General features: G+C 60.7%; 15 protein-coding genes. 14 read left to right on the forward strand and 1 reads right to left on the reverse strand.

The window, feature by feature from the left end:
• Positions 1-58: 58 nt before the first annotated feature.
• The 10 genes from nagZ to PH547_RS00565 all read left to right on the forward strand — a co-directional run bounded on the left by nagZ (position 59) and on the right by PH547_RS00565 (position 9,615).
• On the forward strand, positions 59-1,072 hold the full coding sequence (gene nagZ / locus PH547_RS00520) for a beta-N-acetylhexosaminidase (protein WP_104822925.1): 1,014 nt from the start codon (positions 59-61) through the stop codon (positions 1,070-1,072).
• A gap of 123 nt (positions 1,073-1,195) precedes the next feature.
• A complete protein-coding gene (locus PH547_RS00525; protein WP_104822926.1) occupies positions 1,196-2,041 on the forward strand; it encodes a segregation and condensation protein A in 846 nt (281 codons plus the stop codon).
• A 40-nt stretch (positions 2,042-2,081) separates the two neighbouring features.
• Complete coding sequence (scpB, locus tag PH547_RS00530; RefSeq protein WP_104825081.1) at positions 2,082-2,780, forward strand: SMC-Scp complex subunit ScpB; 699 nt, start codon at positions 2,082-2,084, stop codon at positions 2,778-2,780.
• A gap of 236 nt (positions 2,781-3,016) precedes the next feature.
• Complete coding sequence (locus PH547_RS00535; RefSeq protein WP_104822927.1) at positions 3,017-3,220, forward strand: twin-arginine translocase TatA/TatE family subunit; 204 nt, start codon at positions 3,017-3,019, stop codon at positions 3,218-3,220.
• A gap of 55 nt (positions 3,221-3,275) precedes the next feature.
• A complete protein-coding gene (gene tatB / locus PH547_RS00540) occupies positions 3,276-3,965 on the forward strand; it encodes a Sec-independent protein translocase protein TatB (protein ID WP_285167107.1) in 690 nt (229 codons plus the stop codon).
• The gene (gene tatC / locus PH547_RS00545) at positions 3,962-4,789 is read left to right on the forward strand and encodes a twin-arginine translocase subunit TatC (RefSeq protein ID WP_285167109.1); all 828 of its coding nucleotides are present in this window, start codon (positions 3,962-3,964) and stop codon (positions 4,787-4,789) included. Before tatB ends, tatC begins: the two co-directional genes overlap by 4 nt.
• Before the next feature lie 100 nt (positions 4,790-4,889).
• Positions 4,890-6,173, forward strand: coding sequence for a serine--tRNA ligase (gene serS, locus PH547_RS00550; RefSeq protein ID WP_104822930.1), 1,284 nt, complete (start codon positions 4,890-4,892; stop codon positions 6,171-6,173).
• A gap of 72 nt (positions 6,174-6,245) precedes the next feature.
• Positions 6,246-7,019, forward strand: coding sequence for a 5'/3'-nucleotidase SurE (gene surE / locus PH547_RS00555; RefSeq protein ID WP_104822931.1), 774 nt, complete (start codon positions 6,246-6,248; stop codon positions 7,017-7,019).
• Positions 7,016-7,669, forward strand: coding sequence for a protein-L-isoaspartate(D-aspartate) O-methyltransferase (locus PH547_RS00560; protein WP_104822932.1), 654 nt, complete (start codon positions 7,016-7,018; stop codon positions 7,667-7,669). The genes surE and PH547_RS00560 overlap by 4 nt, the downstream gene beginning before the upstream one ends.
• 170 nt (positions 7,670-7,839) lie before the next feature.
• Positions 7,840-9,615 (forward strand): peptidoglycan DD-metalloendopeptidase family protein, encoded by a 1,776-nt coding sequence (locus PH547_RS00565; protein ID WP_104822933.1) that lies wholly within the window; start codon positions 7,840-7,842, stop codon positions 9,613-9,615.
• A gap of 165 nt (positions 9,616-9,780) precedes the next feature.
• Here PH547_RS00565 and PH547_RS00570 read toward each other — a convergent pair whose 3' ends face one another.
• Complete coding sequence (locus tag PH547_RS00570; RefSeq protein WP_285167116.1) at positions 9,781-10,653, reverse strand: ATP-binding protein; 873 nt, start codon at positions 10,651-10,653, stop codon at positions 9,781-9,783.
• 206 nt (positions 10,654-10,859) lie between these two features.
• Here PH547_RS00570 and yajC point away from each other — a divergent pair, with 206 nt between their 5' ends.
• The 4 genes from yajC to PH547_RS00590 all read left to right on the forward strand — a co-directional run bounded on the left by yajC (position 10,860) and on the right by PH547_RS00590 (position 15,180).
• Complete coding sequence (gene yajC, locus PH547_RS00575; RefSeq protein WP_104822935.1) at positions 10,860-11,207, forward strand: preprotein translocase subunit YajC; 348 nt, start codon at positions 10,860-10,862, stop codon at positions 11,205-11,207.
• A 166-nt stretch (positions 11,208-11,373) separates the two neighbouring features.
• A complete protein-coding gene (secDF, locus tag PH547_RS00580) occupies positions 11,374-13,911 on the forward strand; it encodes a protein translocase subunit SecDF (protein WP_104822936.1) in 2,538 nt (845 codons plus the stop codon).
• A 4-nt stretch (positions 13,912-13,915) separates the two neighbouring features.
• Positions 13,916-14,302 carry an Mth938-like domain-containing protein gene (locus PH547_RS00585; protein ID WP_104822937.1) on the forward strand — a complete coding sequence of 129 codons (387 nt, stop codon included), beginning with the start codon at positions 13,916-13,918 and terminating at the stop codon, positions 14,300-14,302.
• 17 nt (positions 14,303-14,319) lie between these two features.
• A complete protein-coding gene (locus tag PH547_RS00590; RefSeq protein ID WP_104822938.1) occupies positions 14,320-15,180 on the forward strand; it encodes a phytoene/squalene synthase family protein in 861 nt (286 codons plus the stop codon).
• Positions 15,181-15,211 lie beyond the last annotated feature (31 nt).

The raw sequence follows: 15,211 nt of genomic DNA on the forward strand, positions 1-15,211 counted from the left end.
TTGTGTATCTCGGTTTGAGGTTATTCGCATTTCGCGAGGTGGCCTTTATGATTCGAACATGACCGAATCAAAATCCATGATCCTCGGCTGTAGCGGCCATTCCATCACGCCCGAAGAGCGTTCCTTCTATCAGTCGGAACAGCCATGGGGCTTTATCCTGTTTGGACGCAACATTTCCGAGCCCGCGCAGATAGCCGATCTCGTCGCTTCGTTACGCGATAGCGTCGGCCGTGATGCACCGGTATTGATCGATCAGGAGGGGGGCAGGGTGCAGCGCATCCGTCCGCCGATTCTGCCGCATTATCCGTCCGGCCAAGCACTGGGCGATATCTATCGCAAAGATCGCGAACAGGGCCTGCGCGCCGCCTGGCTGATGTCGCGGCTGCATGCCTTCGATCTCCTGAAGTTCGGCATCAACGTCGATTGCCTGCCGGTGCTCGACGTGCCCGTCGAAGGTTCGAGCAATGTTATCGGCAACCGCGCCTATGGCGGCGATCCCGCGACGGTGACGGAGATGGGGCGCGCGGCCGCCGAAGGTCTGAAGGCTGGCGGCGTGCTGCCGGTGATGAAGCACATGCCCGGGCATGGCCGCGGCTTTGCCGATTCGCATCATGAATTGCCGGTCGTCACGGTTCCGCGTGCGGAGCTGGAGGCGCATGATTTTCCGCCCTTCGTGGCGCTCAAGGACGAGTTGATGGCAATGACCTGCCACGTCGTCTTTACCGACATCGACCCCACCAATCCGGCGACGACGTCGCGCAAGGTCATCGACGAGATCATTCGCGGCCATATTGGCTTCCAGGGGCTGCTGCTTTCCGACGATACCTCGATGAACGCTCTAGCCGGCACAATCGGCGAGCGGGCGGCGAATATTGTTGCGGGCGGATGCGATATCGTGCTGCACTGCAATGGCGTCATGGATGAGATGCAGCAGGTGGTGCGTAATGTTCCGGTGCTGGCCGGAGCTTCTCTGGCGCGTGCGAAAGCGGTCGAGGCAGCCTTCGGCCGCAACGACGGTGCCGACGAGGCTTCGATCCGCGCTGAATTCGACGCGATATTTGCGGTGGCGTAAGACCGAACTCTACAGCGCCGCGCGTCTTTTAAGACGCGCTAAGGACGCTGTAGCGCTTTGAAATGCTGCATAATTCCTTAAATCGGTACCGATTTAAGGAATTATGCAGTAGGGATCTGAAAGGTGAACAAGGTGGACGGCACGGAAAACAGCCTGCAGGCGGCGGCGCCGATGGACAAGCTGTGGCAGGACAATAGTGCCGAGCGCGGCATGCATGAGCCTGCCCTGGTCGTCGATATCGCCGGTTTCGAAGGCCCGCTCGACCTTCTGCTGCATCTTGCCCGCAACCAGAAGGTCGATCTGTCGCGTATCTCCGTGCTGGCGCTCGCCGAGCAATATCTGTTGTTCATCGAGCGTGCCCGCCGGATCCGTATCGAGCTTGCCGCCGATTACCTAGTCATGGCCGCCTGGCTCGCCTATCTCAAGTCGAAGCTGCTCATTCCGCAGCAGAGCAAGGAAGACGGTCCGACCGGCGAGGAAATGGCCGCAACGCTTGCCTTCCGGCTGAAGCGTCTGGAGGCGATGCGGGATGCGGCAACCGGCCTCGTCAACCGCAATCGTCTCGGCCGCGACGTCTTCGTCCGCGGCGCGCCCGAACATATTCCCGACCGGCGCCAATCGGCCTATGACGCAAGCCTCTATGATCTCTTGACTGCCTATGCCGGCCTGCGTCAGCGCCAGGCGATCACGCAGGTAACGATCGAGCGTCGCCGCGTTTGGTCGCTGGTCGACGCCCGGACGATCCTCAACCGCATGATCGGCGAGATCACCGACTGGACTGCCTTGGAACACTATCTGCTGCGCTATATGACCAGCGCGAGCGAGCGTGTCACCGCCATCGCCAGCGCCTTTGCCGCCTCGCTGGAACTCGTGCGCGAGGGCAAGCTGGAAATCCGCCAGGAGGGCGCGTTTCAGCCGCTCTATATGCGTCGCGGGCCGAACCATATAGAACTCGAAGCGGCGGAATAGAGCAGGAGCGAGCGTGACCGGCCCGGACGACGACCACCATATGGACGATGAAGCGGCTGCGCCGACAGAGCCGGCCGTCGACGAACACCTCATCCGCGAGGCCGAACGCATCGCCGAGGCCTTGGTCTTCGCCTCCGCTCAGCCGGTGTCCGAAGGTTTTATCGCCGATCGCGTTCCCCGCGGCATCGATGTGCGCTCCATCATGCAGCGTCTGAAGGCCGATTATGCGACGCGTGGCGTCAATCTGATACAGGTCGACGGCGCCTGGGCTTTTCGCACGGCCGCCGATCTTTCCTTCGTAATTCGCCGCGATGACAACGAGGTGCGCAAACTGTCGCGCGCAGCACTCGAAGTCCTGGCCATCATTGCCTATCACCAGCCGGTGACGCGCGCCGAGATTGAAGATATCAGAGGCGTGCAGACCTCCAAGGGGACGTTGGACGTCCTGATGGAATCCGGCTGGGTTCGGTTTCGCGGTCGCCGGCGCACGCCCGGCCGTCCGGTGACGCTGGGTACGACGCGGGATTTTCTCGATCATTTCGGGCTGGAAGAGCTGCGAGACCTTCCCGGTCTCGAGGAATTGAAGGGGGCAGGGCTGCTTTCGGGCCGTATTCCCGCCAACTTCAACATTCCGTCGCCACTGATGAGCGACGAATTGACCGAGGACGAAGATCCGATCACGCAACTGGATCTGGAGGAACTCGGCCTTCTGGCGCCAGGCGGCGCTTCGGACGAATAAGCGGGTCGTTGCAGGCCGCTTGGCCGCGACAAAGCTTTTTTCCAGACAGTGACAGCAAGTCTCGGTTTTGCCATTAGCGGCTTCTAATATGTAGGCCGTTCTCCTCATTTGGAGATGTTCGACTGCGGCTTTGGCGCTCACTATCCCCATGTGCGCTGACGCAGCACATTTTGGTGTTTGAAAAACATCCGTAAACGTCTTACATCGGGAAGACGTTGAAATTGGGAGTTATCGCAATGGGTTCTCTAAGCATATGGCACTGGCTTATCGTCCTGGCCATCGCGCTGTTGTTGTTCGGCCGTGGAAAGATTCCGGAGCTGATGGGTGACGTTGCCAAGGGCATCAAGAGCTTCAAAAAAGGCATGAGCGACGAGGATGAGACGCCGTCTCAGACGACAGCGTCCCGCACGGTTGAACACAAGGCCGACGAATCGAAATAATCATGTCGGGTGCGCAGGGAGTTGAGACGCTCGCTGTCGGCCCAGGAGCCTTTTCATGTTCGATGTTGGCTGGTCTGAGCTGCTGGTTATCGCCGTCGTGGCGCTTGTGGTCATTGGCCCTAAGGAACTGCCGGCAACGTTGCGGACAATCGGCAAAATGACGGCGCGGGCCCGAAAAGTGGCGGGCGAGTTCCGCGCGCAATTCGATGAGGCCATGCGTGAGGCGGAGCTGGACGATGTGCGCCAAACGATCTCCGATGCGCAAAAACTCAATCCGGTCAATTCATTGCGAGAAGCAATGAACCCGCTGCGGCAGATGGGCAACGAGATCAAGGCCGACTTGCAGCGTTCGACGACCGCTGATCAGCCTGTCGCGGCAACATCGACGCCGGCCGAACCAGTGTCCGAGCCGTCCATGGGGCTGCCGGAAATGTCTCCAATCGTTCCGGCAGCTAGCGAGGCCGCACCGGCCGTATCGTCAGCGCCGCTTACGCCGCAGCCGGCCGCCGTTGCTGCGGAAGCGCCTGCTAAGCCGAAAGCTGTTCGCAAGCCTCGGGCAAAAGCACCGGGCAAGACGGACGAGGTCGCTGCTGCGCTGGTCGACACATCGGTTGTCGCGGAAAAGCCGAAGCGGGCGCCTCGCAAGGTTGCAGCGGCCACGGCCGATGCTCCAGCCGCCGCGGCCTCTCCCAGGAAGCGCCCTGCAGCGAGCAAAATAACGCCTAAGAAGAAGGACGAGGCATGACGGGTGACATCGACGATAAGCCGCAGCCGCTTATCGAACACCTCATGGAATTGCGCACGCGGCTGATCTGGTCGCTGGTGGCGTTTTTCATTGCCTTCATCGGATGTTTCGCCTTTGCCAAGCACCTCTTCAACTATCTGGTCTATCCCTACAAATGGGCCGTGGTCTGGGCGCACCTCGATGTTACCAAGGCCGAGCTGATCTATACCGCGCCGCAGGAGTTTTTCTTTACGCAGGTGAAGGTCGCCATGTTTGGTGCGCTGGTGATCTCTTTCCCGATCATCGCTGCACAGATCTATAAATTCGTCGCGCCCGGGCTCTACAAGAACGAGCGTTCTGCCTTCCTGCCGTTCCTAATCGCATCGCCGATTCTGTTTCTGATGGGCGCCGCACTCGTCTACTTCTTCTTCACGCCCATGGTGATGTGGTTTTTCCTGAAGATGCAGCAGGCACCGGCCGAGGGTCAGGTGGGCATCGCGCTGCTGCCGAAGGTCTCGGAATATCTCAGCCTCATCATGACGCTGGTCTTCTCCTTCGGTCTCGTCTTCCAGCTTCCGGTCATCACTACGCTGCTGGCGCGCGTCGGCCTGCTGACATCGGCTTGGCTGGCGCAAAAGCGCAAGTTCGCGATCGTCTTCGCCTTCATCGTCGCCGCCGTGCTGACGCCGCCGGATCCGATGTCCCAGATCGGCCTTGCACTGCCGACGATCCTTCTCTACGAGATTTCCATCTACGCGGCGCGACTCGTGGAACGCCAGCGTGCCCGGCAAGCGCTCGAGGAGAGTGACGAGACGTCCGATGTCGCCAAGACGGATAGCGTCTGAGCGGCAGGTCCGCATCGTCTTTCCATAAGGTTCTGCCGGTTTAATCTCCGTCCGAAATCTCGGGCGGAGTCATCATCTTGTGCAACGACCTGGAACGACGATGCTTGATATCAGATGGATTCGTGAGAATGCCGAGGCTTTGGATGCAGCGCTTGCTAAGCGCGGAGCCGAGCCTTTGTCGCAAAGCCTCATTGCGCTCGACGAGAAGCGCCGCTCCGTCATCCAATCCGTCCAGGATATGCAGTCTCGCCGCAACGCCGCTTCGAAGGAAATCGGCGCGGCCATGGCGCAGAAGAACACCGAGCTTGCCGAGAAGCTGAAGGCGGAGGTCGCCGAGATCAAAACGTCGCTGCCGGCCGCGGAAGAAGAGGAGCGCGTGCTGACGGCCGAGCTCAACGACGCCCTGTCGCGCATTCCCAATATTCCGCTCGACGACGTGCCGGTTGGCAAGGATGAGCACGATAATGTCGTCAAGCATGCCTGGGGCGCCAAGCCGACCTGGAACCATCCGCCGAAGGAACATTACGAGATCGGCGAAGCGCTCGGCTACATGGATTTCGAGCGCGCTGCCAAGCTCTCCGGCTCGCGTTTCACCGTGCTGACCTCGCAGCTTGCGCGCCTGGAACGGGCGCTCGGCCAATTCATGCTGGACCTTCATACAGGTGAACACGGCTATACCGAAGTCAGCTCTCCGTTGATGGTGCGCGACGAGGCCATGTTCGGCACCGGCCAATTGCCGAAATTCGCCGAGGACCTGTTCAAGACCACGGATGGCCGTTGGCTGATCCCGACTGCCGAAGTAACGCTGACCAACCTCGTCTCCGGTGAAATCCTCGATCAGGAGAAGCTGCCGCTGCGCTTCACGGCGCTGACGCCGTCTTTCCGGTCGGAAGCAGGTTCGGCCGGTCGCGATACGCGCGGCATGCTGCGCCAGCACCAGTTCTGGAAATGCGAACTCGTTTCCATCACCGACGCAGAAAGCTCGATTGTCGAGCACGAGCGGATGACCGCCTGCGCCGAGGAAGTGCTGAAGCGTCTTGGCCTGCATTATCGTGTCATGACGCTGTCGACCGGCGACATGGGCTTCGGCGCCCGCAAGACCTACGACCTGGAAGTATGGCTGCCGGGGCAGGACACCTATCGCGAAATCTCCTCCTGCTCGGTCTGTGGCGATTTCCAGGCGCGGCGCATGAATGCCCGCTATCGCGGCAAGGACGACAAGGCTACGAAATTCGTCCACACGCTGAACGGCTCCGGCACTGCCGTTGGCCGCTGCCTGATCGCCGTTGTCGAGAATTATCTGAATGACGACGGCTCAGTCACTGTTCCGGACGCACTGCTGCCATATATGGGTGGTCTGAAGAGAATCGAGCGGGCAGCCTGATTTGACGGGACATGATTTTGTCCGAAAACCGCTTCGCGCTATTCGGGATCATGTTTTTGAGCGGTGGGGGCAATGCGGATACTTCTGACCAATGACGACGGCATTCATGCCGAAGGACTGGCCGTGTTGGAGCGCATCGCCCGCACCATGTCCGATGACGTCTGGATCGTGGCGCCGGAGACGGATCAAAGCGGCCTTGCCCATTCGCTGAGCCTTTCCGAACCGTTGCGTCTGCGCAAGGTCTCCGACAAGCATTATGCGCTGCGCGGTACGCCGACGGATTGCGTCATCATGGGCATCCGCCAGGTCATGGACATCAAGCCGGACTTGGTGCTCTCAGGCGTCAATTCCGGCTCCAACGTTGCCGACGATGTCACCTATTCGGGCACGATTGCCGGCGCGATCGAGGGTACGCTGCAGGGCGTGCGCTCCATCGCGCTGAGCCAAGCCTATGTGCATGAGAACGGGACACGGGTCGTTCCCTGGGAGGTGGTGGAGGCGCATGCGCCCGCGCTTCTCAGCAAGCTTATCGATGTCGACATGCCCGACGGCACCTTTCTCAACTTGAACTTCCCGAACTGCCAACCGGACGAAGTTTCGGGCACAGAAGTCACCGCGCAGGGCAATCTCGCCTTCAATCTCCAGGTCGAGGAACGGGCCGATGGCCGTGGTTTCCCGTATTACTGGTTGCGCTTCGGCGAACGCAGCGGCATCTTTCGCCCCGGCACCGATATCCATGCCTTGAAACAAAATCGTATTTCGGTAACTCCTTTGAAACTCGATTTAACGGATTATTCGGCGCAAGACCGCGTGGCGCGGGCGCTCGGGTACGGAGTAGCGGATTGACATCTCGTCTGGTCGAGAAGGAAGGCTTTGCAGCCGTCGTGCTGCGGCTGCGGGCCGAAGGCATATTGGACATCGATCTGATGACGGCCGTCGAACAGACGCCGCGCCTACCCTTCGTGCCGCTGCAATTTGCCGATGATGCCTATTCCAGCCGAACGATCCCGATCGAATGCGGTGCCTTCATGGAAGGCATCGATCTCGTCGTCCGCATTCTGCATAGCCTGAAGATCAAGCCAGGCCATCGCGTTCTCGAAATCGGAACCGGCAGCGGCTTCACTGCTGCCGTCATGGGCCGCATTGTCGAGCGGGTGCTGACGGTCGATCGCTACAAGACGCTGACGACGGCAGCGCAGCAGCGCATGGATACGCTCGGCCTGCGCAATGTCATCATCCGCCAGGCTGACGGCAGCGTCGGTTTGCCGGGCGAGGGGACTTTCGATCGCATCCTGGTGACCTCCGCCTTCACCACCATGCCGCGCTTCTTTGCCGAGCAATTGGTTTCCGGCGGGTCGATGATTGCGCCGTTGATACTTTCAGACAATGTCTGCCGCATGGTGCGTCTCACCAAGACCGGCAGTCGCTTCGAGCGCGAGGAACTCTTCGATGTTCCTTATCAGCCGATCGTGCCGATGCTCGCCTCTTATCTTTGAGGCCTAATTTAGATTGAAATCCTTGGAAGTATCCCGCGAACGCGGGGTTTCATCTTCTATGGTTAGCAATTCCTCAAAAAAACACATGTGACGCCAGTGCTTTAACCGCATGGTAAGATTAACGCGCTTTAATCGACCCATAATCGGTTGCGTCTCAAGTGGGTCGAGTCATGGGTTTCAGTCTTTCGTCAAACTTCGGTAAATCGGCAGGGAAAGTCTTGGTGGCCGTTCTCCTGGCGAGTACCGCGACAGCTTGTAGTTCGGACACGACGCGCTTCGGCGGGCTCTTTGCGGGCTCTCCGGATCAGACGACGACCGGCTCGATCAATCGTCGCGGCTTGAATGGGGCAGATGGCGATCCCGTGCCGCGTGCCGATCTCGCCCAGGGCGGCGGTTATCAGCAGCAGGATTATTCGCAGCAGAACGCACCGGTGACGAGGCCATATCCGAATTCTCCGGCCCGTTATAATCCATCCTATTCGAGTGCTCGCGTATCAAGCGCTCCCGTCGCGATCCAGCGGACCGAGCTTGCAGCGCCGACTGCTTCCGCAGCGCCGGTTCGCTCGCATGTCGCCTCCAAGGGAGAAAGCGAAGCGCTTGCCCAGCCGTTCCCCGCATCGCGTGGCAAAGCTGCGGTATCCCGCGCAGAACCGGCTCTGGCTCCGGATACGATGTCGACCGGCACGATCAAGGCGCCGACTGCCGCAGCACCTTCATCCGGCTGGACGGCAGTCAACGCGCCAAGCGTCACGCTGCGTCCCGGCGAAAACATAAGCCTGCTGTCGCGCCGCTACGGCGTTCCGGAAAAAGAAATCCTGCGCGCCAACGGCTTGAAGAACAGCGCCAGCGCTCAGCCCGGCCAGCAGATCATCATCCCGACCATGAACGGTGCCGGTGCTCCGAGCCCGGCCAAAGTGGCCTCGGAAGCGACCGACCTTTCCAAGGGTGGCAAGATGCCCGCGCCGGTCAAGGCTCCGGAGCAGGATGCCGTGGTGCTGCCATCCAACGGTCAGATGCGTGGCAAGTCGCAGGCCGGCCTCGCCGATCCCAGCAAGCTCGCTGCCGGTAACGGCAAGGGTCCGCAGCCGAAGGGCGATGGCACCTATGTCGTCAAGCCGGGTGACTCGCTTGCCAGGATCGCGAAAAACGCCGGCGTCAGCGTCGATGCGCTCAAGCAGGCAAACCACATACAGTCGGGCGGCGGCGTCCGTATCGGCCAGACGCTGAAGCTGCCGCACGGTGCAGTTGCCGAGGCCGAACCGGTGAAACCCGATCCGGTAAAAACCGCCTCGATCGAGCCGCAAAAGTCCGCCGTGAAGTCTGTTGCAGTGCCGGCCATGGAGCCGAAGCAGGCGGCTGCTGAGCCGACCGTAAAACCGGCTGCGAAAGCCGCCGCGACTAAGACTGCCGCCGCAGAGCCGGCAGCAAAGGCAGCGCCCAAGGCCGTCGCCGCAGCGCCGGCCGCCGATGCCGCCAAGCCCCAGGCGGTCGCGGCCGCAGCGCCGACCCAGTCCGTCGGCGACGCCGCCGCCAAGGCCGACGTGCAGGCGGATGCTCCGGAAGCGACGGGGATCGGCAAATACCGCTGGCCAGTCCGCGGCGCGGTCATTGCCGGCTATGGCTCCAACGTCAACGGCAGCCGCAACGACGGTATCGACATCTCGGTTCCGGAAGGCACCCCGATCAAGGCCGCTGAAAACGGTGTCGTCATCTATGCCGGCAACGGCCTGAAGGAACTCGGAAACACCGTCCTCGTCCGTCACGACGACGGCACGGTCACGGTCTACGGCCATGCCGATGCACTTAGCGTCGCCCGTGGCCAGAAGGTTCAGCGCGGCCAGACGCTGGCCACGTCCGGCATGAGCGGTGACGTCAAGCAGCCGCAGCTTCACTTCGAAGTCCGCAAGAATTCGGCCCCGGTCAACCCAATGACGTTCCTTGAATAGGTAGTGCGTCTCAAGGAGTCTGCAAAAAGCCCGGCTACCACCGGGCTTTTTGTCGTTCTAAAGCGCATCGCGATCTCTGGGATCCGCTCTTTGCGCATTAGGTTCTTAATTTTGCGCATGTCGTTGTCGCACGGCCGCTGCGCGACATGATTTGGAAGGCGATGGTCAATCCCGCTCCAGCACGATCCGCTGCCGACCGGCAAGATCCTGGATATATTGCCACGCCACGCGCCCGGAGCGGGCGCCGCGTGTCGTTGCCCATTCCAGCGCCTCGTGATGCATCTGGGCGCGATCAAGCGTGAGCTTGAAATAATCGGCATAGCCGTCGATCATCTGCAGATAATCTTCCTGACTGCACTTGTGGAAGCCGAGCCAGAGACCGAAACGGTCGGAGAGCGATACCTTTTCCTCCACCGCTTCCGAAGGGTTGATGGCCGTCGATTGCTCGTTTTCCGTCATATGCCGCGGCAGCAGGTGGCGGCGGTTCGATGTGGCGTAGAACAGCACATTGTCCGGCCGGCCTTCGACACCGCCGTCCAGCGCCGCCTTCAGCGATTTGTAGGCGGTGTCGTCGTGATCGAAGGAAAGGTCGTCGCAGAAGACGATGACCCGATGCGGCGTGGCTTTCAGGATATCGAGCAGTACCGGCAAGGAGGAAATATCCTCTCGATGCACTTCGACCAGCTTCAGCGAGACGCCGGTGGCGCGGCGCACATCCTCATGCACGGCCTTGACGAGCGACGACTTGCCCATGCCGCGCGCACCCCAGAGCAAGACATTGTTGGCGGCGAAGCCTTCGGTGAAGCGCAGCGTATTTTCGTGTAAAATGTCGCGCACATGGTCGACGCCCCGGATGAGGGTCAGCGCCACGCGGTTCGGCCGGGCAACGGGCTGCAGATAGAGCCGGGTAGGGGCCCAGACGAAGCAATCGGCAGCGTCCCAATCGTTGACGGCCGGTGCCGGGCCGGCGAGGCGTTCAAGCGCGTCGGCGAGGCGGCGGACTTCCGCAAGGATCAGCGTGTTTTGATCTTCGGTCACCGTTTTTCCTCCAGAACGTTAGTCGGGAAAGGAGTAAAATGCTCCCTGTCTTGGCGGGTACCATGCTCCTTTCGGGCCCGAAAGGCTAAGAGGCCTGGAAAACAGTACGGTCCGCGGCTGTTTTTGTTGCATTCGCGATGATCACAACTATATTCCGGCCACCTGACGCGGGGCCCGTTCCCGCAAGGAGTTCAAGGGAGTTCTCGATGTTTATCACCAACGCATATGCGCAGAGCGCGACAGATTCAGCCGCAAGCGCCTTTGGCGGTTCCGGCTTTGAAATGATCATCCTGTTTGTGCCGCTGATGGTGGTTTGGTATTTCCTTCTTATCCGCCCGCAACGCGCACAGGCGAAGAAGCGTGAGGAAGTCCTGAAGAATATCCGCCGCGGCGACCAGATCGTCACGAGCGGCATCGTCGGCAAGGTCACCAAGGTCGTCGACGACAAGGAACTGGAAGTCGAAATCGCCGAAGGCGTCCGCATCCGCGTTGTGCGCAGCGCCATCACGGAAGTCCGCGTCAAGGGCGAGCCGGTCAAGGCTGACGCTGCGTAAGGTTTGACGGGCAGGTGGGGCCGAGCAGCTTGCCACGCCAGCGTGCAGTTTCGAAAATCGGATTCGACTTTCGAAGAGAACTGTGCGCAAATTCAAAGTGTTACTGCGCCTTTGTGTGTCCCGGTGATTGTGGGGGCGCAGTGAGAAGCCAAAACTCGAGAGAGCGATGCTGCACGTCTCCTGGTGGAAGACCGTCCTGATCTGGTTCGCCGTTCTCTTGAGCGTTCTCCTTGCCGTGCCCAATCTGCTCAGCGATCAGCAGCTCTCCTCTTTTCCGGCCTGGTTTGCGCGAAGCAAAGTCGGACTCGGGCTCGATCTTGAGGGCGGTTCACATATCATGCTCAAAATCGAGCGTGGCGATGTCGTCCGGGATCGGCTGGAGACTGTTGTTGGCGATATCAGCGCCAGGCTGCGCACGGTCAATATCAGCTATTCCGGTCTTACCGGCACTGGCCAGAAGATCCAGCTCCGCATCAACGATCCCGCGCAGGTGCAGGCTGCTGTAACTGCCTTGAAGCCGATCACCAGCGGCAAGACGGGAGTGGTCTTATCGCAGGGCGACAATGGTGCCCTGACCGTCGATATTACCGATGCCGGCATCGATGAGCGTGTCTCTGCATCGATGACGCGCTCGCTGAAAGTCATCCGCAATCGTATCGCTCAGTTGGACGTCGGTGAGCCACTGATCCGCCGGCAAGGCGCGGATCGTGTCGTCATTCAGGTGCCGGGCCTTGCCGATCCGCAGCGCCTGAAGAACCTCCTGAACCAGCCAGCCCAGCTCAGCTTCCGTCTGATCGATCAATCCATGTCGGTGCAGGATGCCATCAATGGCCGCCCGCCCGCCGGTTCGGAAGTGCTGTTTTCCGAAGATGACCCTCCAGTTGGCTATCTCGTCCAGAAGCAGCCTCTCCTCTCGAATATCGACTTTGCCGATGCTGTGGCGGTGTCCAACACCCAGAACAATAACGGCAATATCTCCGTCAAACTGACGGCCGAAGCGACCACCCGTTTTGCACAGACGACGGCTGCCAATCTCGGCAAGAATGTCGTGGTCGTGCTTGACGACCAGGTCATCTCGGCGGCCGCCTTGAAGACCGCAATCACCACCGGCGATATCGATATACCCGGTGATTTCACGGCGCAGGGCGCGCAGGATCTCGCCGTCATGCTGAAGTCCGGGCCATTGCCCGCGACGCTGACGACGGTCGAAGAGCGAACCATCAAGCCCGGTTTGGGCAATGAAACGATGCGCTCCGGCATAACCGCTTGCATTGTTGCCGCCATTTTCGTTGCCGCGCTGATGATCGGCTTCTACGGACTGCTCGGCGTCGCCGCGACGATTGCACTTGTCATCAACATCATCATGGTTCTGGCAATCATGGGGCTGTTCGGCATCACGCTGACCTTGCCCGGGATTGCCGCCATCGTTCTCATCATTGGTATCGCGCTCGATGCCAATGTGTTGATCTACGAACGCGTCCGGGAAGAAGAAAAGAAGACCCATCTTCTCGTCGACGCGTTGCGCCACGGCTTCAACCGAGCCGCTGCCACCGTAGCCGATGCCAACCTCACGCTGCTCATCGTCGCGGCCATCCTCTTTTATGTCAGCAGCGGCGCGGTGCGCGGCTTTGCCGCGACCTTGATAGCAGGCGTTTTCACCACCTTCTTTACCGCTTGCTTCGTGACGCGTTCGCTCGTCGACGCCTGGATTTCGCATCGCAAGCCGCGCGTGCTGCTGGCGGGTGTGCGAAGCGGCATCTTCGACGGCGCCAATATTCGCTTCATGGGTATCCGCCGCTATTCGTTTACGGTGTCGGCGGCGCTGTCGGTCGCAACCCTGCTTGCCTTCGCAACGATCGGCATGCATCTCGGTATCGATTTTACCGGCGGGTCGATCATCGAAGTTCGCGCCAAGCAGGGCGTTGTCGATCCGGCCAATATTCAATCGCGTCTGCAGGACGTCGTTCCGGGCGATGTACAGGTCGAGCGGCTCGACGATCGGCTAAGTGCGGTGATCCGAGTGCATGCGCAGCAGGGCGGCGAGAACGCCGAACAATCCGCCGTGACCCTCGTGCGCGACGAACTAGGCAGGGAATACGACTTCTCCCGTGTCGAGGTCGTCGGCCCTGCCGTTTCCGGCGAAATCAGCGCGACGGCGTCGCTTGCGGTTCTCGCGGCGCTGGCTGCGATCCTCATCTATATCTGGCTGCGTTTCGAGTGGCAGTTTGCCGTTGGCGCGATTGTCGCCACGCTGCATGACGTCATCCTGACGCTGGGCCTCTTCGTGCTGACCGGCATGGAATTCAACATGACGGGCATTGCGGCACTTTTGACCATCGTCGGCTATTCGCTGAACGATACCGTCGTCGTCTATGACCGGATGCGCGAGAATCTCAGACGCTATTCGCAGATGCCGTTGCCGATTCTGATTGATGCCTCCATCAATCAGACGCTGTCGCGCACGGTTCTGACCTCGGCGACGACTTTGCTGGCGCTGCTCGCGCTCTGTATATTCGGCGGCGAGGTGATCCGCTCCTTCACCTTCGTCTTGCTCTTCGGCGTCGCGGTCGGCACCTTCTCTTCGATCTATATTGCGGCCCCGGTCCTGATCGTCTTCAAGCTACGCCCGGATAGATTCCAGGCTGGCGGCGAAAACAAGGGACAGGCAGGCGGCGACGTTCAATCAGGCAAACCAGCGGTGTGACAAAGTGGCAAAAGGCATAGAAATACGGAACGCGCATTTTCCCGGCCGCGCACCGATCGACGCTTATGGCAATGGCGGTTTTCGATTTGCCGACATGTCGCATCGCGGCTCGCTGCTCTGCCTGCCCTCCGGCATTTACGGCTGGGACATGACGCTGGAGGATGCGTTGACGCCGGCGCATTTCCAGAAAGTGCTCGATGAGGCTGCCGAGATCGAGGTGTTGTTGGTCGGCACCGGCCTGGAACTGCGGCCTTTGCCATCGGAGCTGAGGGCGGCTTTCCGCGCCAGGCAGATTTCTTCCGATTCGATGAATACGGGAGCGGCGGTGCGCACATTCAACATCATGCTGGCCGAGTCGCGCGCCGTTGCCGCGGCGCTGATCGCCGTTTGACGAGGATCAGGCAGGGCATGACGACATTAGCTGCGCCCCGTAGCAACCAGGATCTTTGCCTGGCGACGCTTCGCGACACCGATCGCGACCGCTATCTTGCCTGTCTGCTGGCGCCGGAGGATAAGCGCGGCGCTCTCGCCGCACTCTACGCCTTCAATGCGGAGCTGGCGCGCATCCGCGATTTGGTCCACGAGCCATTGCCGGGCGAAGTGCGCATGCAATATTGGCGCGATCTGCTCGAGGGACAGGCGCATGGGTCGAGCGCGGCCAATCCCGTGGCTGCCGAGCTGCTCGCCGCGATCGAGCTGCATCGCCTGCCGCGTCAAACGCTGATCGATATGATCGATGCGCGCATCTTCGATCTCTACGACGACCCGATGGAAACGCGCGGTACGCTGGAAGGCTATGCCGGCGAGACGGCGTCGGCGCTGATCCAGCTTGCGAGCCTCGTGCTGTCGCCGGAGGATGCCCGCCGCTCGGCCGACGCTGCCGGCCATGCCGGCGTGGCACAGGCGATTGCCGGGCTGCTGTTGCTGATGCCGATGCACCGCCATCGCGGACAGCTCTATCTACCGTTGGAAATCTTGACGGCAACCGGTCTCGATCGAGATGCTTTTCTCGCTGGCGAGGACAAGGCACGCATTTCTGCCGCCATCGAAGCTTTCGCCGGCCTCGGCCGTGAGCATCTCGCGAAGGCGAGAGCTGCCGGCAATATTTCGCCGGCGGTATTTCCGGCTTTCCTGCCGGTGGTTCTGGCAGAGCCGGTGCTGAAACGCGCGCAGGCGCTGGGCGCCGACCTGTTCGATCGATCGTTCCTGCAGCCACAATGGCGCCGGCAGATGCGCATGGCTCTGGCCTCGGTGACCAGGAAAATCTGAAACTGACCACGTTCGCGCAAGTCTCAGAGCT

The sequence above is a fragment of the Rhizobium cerradonense genome (genome assembly GCF_030182455.1).
In the GTDB taxonomy this organism is placed as follows: Bacteria; Pseudomonadota; Alphaproteobacteria; order Rhizobiales; family Rhizobiaceae; genus Rhizobium.